This is a genomic window from uncultured Sphingorhabdus sp. (genome assembly GCF_937872355.1).
Lineage (GTDB): Bacteria > Pseudomonadota > Alphaproteobacteria > Sphingomonadales > Sphingomonadaceae > Sphingorhabdus_B.
This window is the reverse complement of sequence record NZ_CALMSV010000193.1, coordinates 1-4,408: the sequence shown is the minus strand read 5'-3', so window position 1 is coordinate 4,408 and position 4,408 is coordinate 1. Positions and strand designations below refer to the sequence as shown.

8 protein-coding genes are annotated in these 4,408 nt (G+C 58.2%); all 8 read right to left on the bottom strand.

Features of this window, described 5'->3' with window-relative positions; genetic code table 11:
• Nucleotides 1-124 precede the first annotated feature (124 nt).
• The gene (locus tag Q0239_RS12710; protein WP_298603438.1) at nt 125-1,693 is read right to left on the bottom strand and encodes a hypothetical protein; all 1,569 of its coding nucleotides are present in this window, start codon (nt 1,691-1,693) and stop codon (nt 125-127) included.
• 5 nt (nt 1,694-1,698) lie between these two features.
• Nucleotides 1,699-1,971 (bottom strand): hypothetical protein, encoded by a 273-nt coding sequence (locus tag Q0239_RS12705; RefSeq protein WP_298603436.1) that lies wholly within the window; start codon nt 1,969-1,971, stop codon nt 1,699-1,701.
• Nucleotides 1,968-2,270, bottom strand: a complete 303-nt coding sequence (locus Q0239_RS12700) for a hypothetical protein (RefSeq protein ID WP_298603434.1) — start codon at nt 2,268-2,270, stop codon at nt 1,968-1,970. Before Q0239_RS12700 ends, Q0239_RS12705 begins: the two co-directional genes overlap by 4 nt.
• A 1-nt stretch (nt 2,271) precedes the next feature.
• Entirely contained in the window at nt 2,272-2,484 is a 213-nt protein-coding gene (locus tag Q0239_RS12695) for a hypothetical protein (protein ID WP_298603432.1), read from the bottom strand.
• A gap of 2 nt (nt 2,485-2,486) precedes the next feature.
• Nucleotides 2,487-3,032 carry a TIGR02594 family protein gene (locus tag Q0239_RS12690; protein ID WP_298603430.1) on the bottom strand — a complete coding sequence of 182 codons (546 nt, stop codon included), beginning with the start codon at nt 3,030-3,032 and terminating at the stop codon, nt 2,487-2,489.
• The gene (locus Q0239_RS12685; protein ID WP_298603428.1) at nt 3,029-3,397 is read right to left on the bottom strand and encodes a hypothetical protein; all 369 of its coding nucleotides are present in this window, start codon (nt 3,395-3,397) and stop codon (nt 3,029-3,031) included. The genes Q0239_RS12690 and Q0239_RS12685 overlap by 4 nt, the downstream gene beginning before the upstream one ends.
• 38 nt (nt 3,398-3,435) lie before the next feature.
• Nucleotides 3,436-3,615, bottom strand: a complete 180-nt coding sequence (locus Q0239_RS12680) for a hypothetical protein (protein WP_298603427.1) — start codon at nt 3,613-3,615, stop codon at nt 3,436-3,438.
• Nucleotides 3,612-4,408: hypothetical protein (locus tag Q0239_RS12675; protein ID WP_298603425.1), on the bottom strand; the 797-nt coding region annotated here is incomplete at its 5' end. The genes Q0239_RS12680 and Q0239_RS12675, both read right to left, overlap by 4 nt.

Below are 4,408 nucleotides of genomic sequence, written 5' to 3'. Positions count from 1 at the left end.
GCTTCGCCCTCGGCCTCTTTCCATTCCTGGCAGCTGCGCAAAGCAAGGCCGGGAACAATTACCAGCGCCAAAACCAGCGCCAGCAACAGGATCAATCGCATCGTGTCGGTCAGCTTGGGCATGGTCAGAAATCCGTCTCGACATAGGTTGAAACATAGTTGAGCGTTGCCGCTGCAGCGGTGGCGTTGTTGGTCAGCCACAGCGAAGGTGCCAGAAAGGCTGTATTGGCCGGGATATTGGTTGAAAGGCTTCCGCTCGACTGCGCGCCCGTTGAAAGATTGGTCACGCGATAGCCGATCGCTGCGCATTGCGGAGGGCAAAACAGTGCCAGTTCCAAAAGGTCGGTCGTATTCACGGGAAAGCTGGCACCCAGCGCGATGGCCGTTCGCGCGGTGCCGGTGGCATTGTGCACAAGGTTCCAGTTGCCGCTATTGGTGTTGATCGCCAATCCGATTCCACCCGGCGTTGTCGTCGTTACCGGATCGATATTCGTCGGGTTGGCCGCAACATCGACTATTCCTGCAAAGGTTCGCTGGCCTGCCTGCAAGACTTCAAGGCCAAAGCGATGTACGACAAAAAACCCACCCAGCCCTGCGGCATTGCCCCGCCATATTGAAAGCTGGTTGCCGCGAATATAGGTCAACGCGCCTGCAGTCGCGCCCGTCGATATCACCGAACGGAAGGTTTGCGTTTTCAGGTTGGTGGCCGCCAATGTCGGAATTGTCGGCGCGGTCGGGCTTGCGCCGGTATAGGGCATTGCCCCTATGGTGGCGGCAAAGGTCGTGGCGGTTGTGGTTGCACCACCCCGCCAGATGCGGATATTATTCTGCCCCATGTGCGATTGCAGCACATAATCAACGCCCGATGGCCCGATCCATTTGGGCAAAATCCGGCTTGCAATATCCTTGGAATACAGTTTGCCGTTGCCAGCTGCAGGCACCGATGGCTCCGATGCAACGGCTGCCAGTTCAATGGTGCCGCTCAGGTCAAGGATGCTGTTGGCATTGTCCCATACAAGGTTTGCCGAACCGGCAAAGGCACCGGCATCATTATACTGGATTTGCCCGGTGCTGCCGCCCGGTGAACCGCTGCCGCCGCCCGGAGGCGTGGCCCACACACCATCGCCGCGCCAAAATGTTGTCGCAGTCGCCCCTGTTCCTCCGTTCAACCGCGCGACGGGAAGGTTGCCCGCCAGATCAGCGGCACTTCCCGATGTGGCAACCGTGGCAAGCCCGGTTATCGTCGCCGCTGCCTGCGTGCCTGTATGGTTCGCACGGTTTAGCAATGTGGCATCGCTGCTGTTTGCGGTCGCACCCGTCGCAATGCCGTCCAGCTTTGTCTTGTCGGTCGATGACATAAGGCCTTTGAGGCCGGTTGTCGCAACATTCAGGATCGATGTAGCTTGCGCCGCCGTCAAATCCTCGGGATCGCCGGTTCCGGCTGTCACCCTGCCCTTGATCGTCGATGTTGCCATGTCGGCGGCCTTGGCATTGGGCACAACATTGCTGTCGACTGTCCATGTGGTACGCGTTGCCGAAACGGTAACATCGCCTTTGTCACCATCGACAACGCCACCATTGGCCGTAGGCAGTACCCCTTTGACCTGCGCACTCAACTCTATCTTGGTCTGTGCAAGCGCGGGGGCTGCAAGCAGCATCATCGCCACGGCTATATATTTGAATATCCGCATCATCCTGCCTAACGCTCATAATCGGCGCGCAAACTGGCACCGGTTTCGGGGTTGAAACTTAAGGTTATGTTCACGCCAACACGGGCAAATTGGTCTTCGCCAAGTCGGACGCCATTGTAGAACAGCGAGACACCGGCCACCGGCGCAAAGTCCAAGGTGAATAGCGGATTGGTGCCATCGACCACACCTGCGGGGATTTCCCCGCGAACGGGAATGGGCGCGGCTACCTCGCCGCCACCGCCCGCGCTAGCGCTGCTATAATAGGGACCAAGACCTCTCATGCTGCGATCACACTGATAAATTCGCCTATGGCCAGATAGCGCGTGTCGCGTTCGCCTGCATCCAAGGGAAAGCTGGTTGCGATATCGGCAGCCGCCGCATCTTCTTCGCCTATGGCGATATAGCAATCCTCGCCTGCCTTGAAATGCACCAGACAGGATTCGGGCGCGGCGGCGCTACTGGCAACGGCAGCGCCTACAGCCAGCACTTCGCCCGTAATTTGCTTGCCTAATATGGGCAGGATGCGACCATTCTGGTCCGTCACAGCCGCCAGTTCATGCAAGGTAATGCGCAGTGCCATGTCAGGGTTCCAGAGCGTCTAGGCGGCTCTCGATGCCCCCAAGGCGCGTATCGAGCGACCCTCCAGGCGCTACTACCGCCTCGACGGCAGAAAGCGCAGCTGCCTTGACACTCGTGGTTGCAACCTGCGCCACCGCCGCACGCTGCGATAGAATGCGCTCGAATTGACGTTCGGCGCGCTTTGCAGTCAGGTCTGGGCTGGGGCTCCGGTTCATGGTCAGGCTTCATTCACCGAAAGGCCGCCCGTTGCTTTCATCTTGTACGGACGAACGCTAGCTGGCTTGTTCCGATAAATCGGACGGCGAACCGCAATGCAGCGATCCTTGGCGATCCGCGTTATTGAAACCCGATTGGATTGGTTGCCGCCAAGCACATGATAGGCACCATCATCTTCGGCCACATAAAAGCCTACATGGCCGCCGCCTTTGCGCGCGAATACCAATATATCGCCCAGCGATGGCTCATTGGTTGCCGTCCCGAATTTAACCCAATTTCGTGCCCACAATGGACCTTCAACCGCATGTTTGCCAGCGCGATGTGTGACAATTGCAGCATAGAGGCCACACCACGGAATATCATCATCGGAATAACCGACAATCTTTATACCCGCATGGTTCAACTCATCGCGCCATGCAATGATGGTGCGGTTACTGCCTTTGCCGACGATTTCAGCGACACCCAACATCGCAAGGCCTTCACTGACAGTCCGTGGCAGCTGGCCGATATTGCGCAGCCATTCATAGCCTTTGGGTAGATTGGTCATAGCCCGCCCCCTGCTCCATCATCGCCCAGCGCCTTTTTGATCTTGCGCGTGATCCAGCCTTTCACCAGCATTTCAGTGAGCGAACCGCCACTGGCCGCAATCACCAGCGCCAATGGCGGCGCAGGTGGCATGGTCAGATGGTTACTGTCGCCAAAGCTGATCGATTGGCCTGCCAGATATTCGGCAAAGGCAAGGCCCAGCAGCGTGCCGCCGACCGCCGAAAGATAGGCCCACAGCACAACATCGCGGCGCGGCGTTTTTAGCATGCGCCCCTTGATAATCGAATAGACGCCTGCCAGCGAACCACCGCCAAGCGCCATGCCCACAAGCATCCAGTCTTGATCGCCCACGCCTACGCTGGTCATGGATGCGGCGAATAACAATGCTCCAAATGGCTCGAACTTCATACCGCAACTGCCTCGGTTTCAGCCATTGCCAGCGCCATCGCCAGCGGCATGTCGGGATAACGCGCCATAACTTCGTCATAATAGGCGCTTTGTTCCTCGCGGCTTTTCTCCGCCGCTTTGCCATTGGCAATGACCGCACGCGTTTCTTCGGCGGTGATTTCGTTCGGTAATGTCATGCAATTTTGCTCCTGCGCGCGTAACAATCGAACAGCGCCGGATTGGGCCCGGCACCGCCTCCCAAATTCTTGACCTTGAAACCGATCTGGTTCGCCGCCGTCACCCGCGCCTCAAGGATTGACAGCGATACATTGCGCGGCACGATCACCAATTCATGGCCCGCCACGACGCCGGTCATCGCAACCAGCTGGTCACCGCTGGTCGCACCGGCACCCAGCCCGGAAAGGTCGACGCTATGCTGCGCATAAAGCGGTTGGCATTTTGCAGGCCGTCCGGTGATGGCAGGCAATACATTGTCACCGATAAAGCCACTGGTTACGCGGCTGCCATTGACAATCGTGATCCCCAGCTGCGCGCCGCTGCTGTCGGTGATATCGATATTGTCGAGTACCAGCTTGACGTCGGTCGCTGCAGCATTCAGCTCGATACGGATTTGTTCTGCAGTAACCAGATTGCGGCCAACAATATTGCGGATCACGATTTCGCGTGTGAAATCGCCTGTCAGCGAGACGCCCTGGATGATCGGCCAGGTCATTTCGCGGATGTAATCGCCCGTATGCAGACGCAGGTCGATCAGCTGCAACGCGGCCGCATTGGCTCCGTCGACCTTGATATTCTCGATGACGATCCGCTCAAAGCCCGCCTCGCTGAATGAAAACGCACCCGGATAACCAAGCCGAACCATCGGCTCGCTTGTCCAGGCGCTGCTTGCATCGTTGCAGGTCAGCCCGGTCAGGTGGAATGTGCCGCCCCGCGTATCGGCATCGGTAAAGCCAAGGATGCCATTGCGCA